This is a genomic window from Mesorhizobium sp. M1A.F.Ca.IN.020.03.2.1 (assembly GCF_004023205.1).
Taxonomy (GTDB): domain Bacteria; phylum Pseudomonadota; class Alphaproteobacteria; order Rhizobiales; family Rhizobiaceae; genus Mesorhizobium.
The window spans coordinates 1-1315 of sequence record NZ_RZSV01000466.1; the positions used below are offsets into that span (position 1 = coordinate 1).

Below are 1315 nucleotides of genomic sequence, written 5' to 3' on the forward strand. Positions count from 1 at the left end.
CTTTTGGATCGACACGGTCGGCAACTCCAATGTCGTCGAGGTCCGCGTCCAGCTCGAAGGCAAGGTGCTGCGCGTCTTCGTGCGTCGCAGCCAGGCTTATGCCTCAAACACCCATATCTTCCTGATCTGGATGGTCGGCACCTCGCTGGTGCTCTTGATGATCGCCATCCCCTTCCTGCGCAATCAAATAAGGCCGATCCTGACATTGGCCGAAGCCGCCGAGAGCTTCGGCAAGGGCCGGCCGATGCCGCGCGATTTCCGTCCGCGCGGCGCGGAGGAAGTGCGCCGCGCCGGCTTCGCCTTCATCCAGATGCGCGAGCGCATCGAGCGCCAGATCGAGCAGCGTACCGCCATGCTGACCGGCGTCAGCCATGATCTCAGGACCATTCTGACCCGCTTCAAGTTGCAGCTGGCCCTGGCCGGCGGCAAGGCCGAGACCAAGGCCGCGCTGAACCAGGATATCGACGACATGCAGTCGATGCTGGAGGGCTATCTCTCCTTTGCCCGCGGCGAGGCGGCAGAAGACACCGGCCGCTTCGATCTCGGTGCCTATTTCCAGAAGCTTAGCGAGGAAGCGCAACTGCGCAAATGCAAGCTGTCGACGACACTGACCGGCGATCCGACCGTGCATGTGCGGCCGAACGCCTTTGCCAGGTTGATGTCCAACGTGATCGGCAATGCCTTCCGATATGCCAAGACGGTCGAGGTCCATGCCAATCACGGCCGCGGCTCGCTGACCGTCACCATCGACGATGATGGTCCCGGCATCGCGCCGGACAAGCGCGAAGAAGTGTTCAAGCCATTCCTGCGGCTCGACGAAGCGCGTAATCTCGATGCCAGCGGCACCGGCCTTGGTCTGTCGATCGCCCGCGACATCGCCCGAACCCATGGCGGCGACATCATGCTTGAAGACAGCCCGCTGGGCGGTTTGCGAGCCGTGATCAAGGTGCCGGCTTAGTCGGACAAAGACGGTCTTCATCCCCCCGTCATGAAATCATGGTCAAGAGCGCGCATGAAGCGCGCGACCTTTATCGATTCGGCCATGCCGCCCCGCTTCGATCCCGCACCCGCCCGGGTGCGCTGGAGCGAAGCGCGAGCTGCAGCCTGGCTGCCGTTCCGCCATCGTGCCGGCGCGCCCAAGAATCTGTGCGAAGGGTCGCCATGCGAATCCTGATGGTCACCGATGCATGGCGACCGCAGGTCAACGGCGTGGTTCACACGCTGGAGCGGCTTACCGAAACGCTGAAATCCTTCGAAGTCCAGGTCGATTTTCTGACGCCGAACATCTTCCGCACCTTGCCGCTGCCGACTTACC

The 1315-nt window shown here is 62.7% G+C and carries 1 protein-coding gene and 1 pseudogene; both read left to right on the forward strand.

The window, feature by feature from the left end; translation table 11 throughout:
- Positions 1-958, forward strand: a 958-nt coding sequence (locus EOA79_RS32085) for an ATP-binding protein (protein ID WP_128293695.1), incomplete at its 5' end; no start/stop codon positions are given.
- A 38-nt stretch (positions 959-996) separates the two neighbouring features.
- Positions 997-1315 (forward strand): annotated as a pseudogene (locus EOA79_RS33985) (glycosyltransferase family 1 protein); the annotation flags it as partial.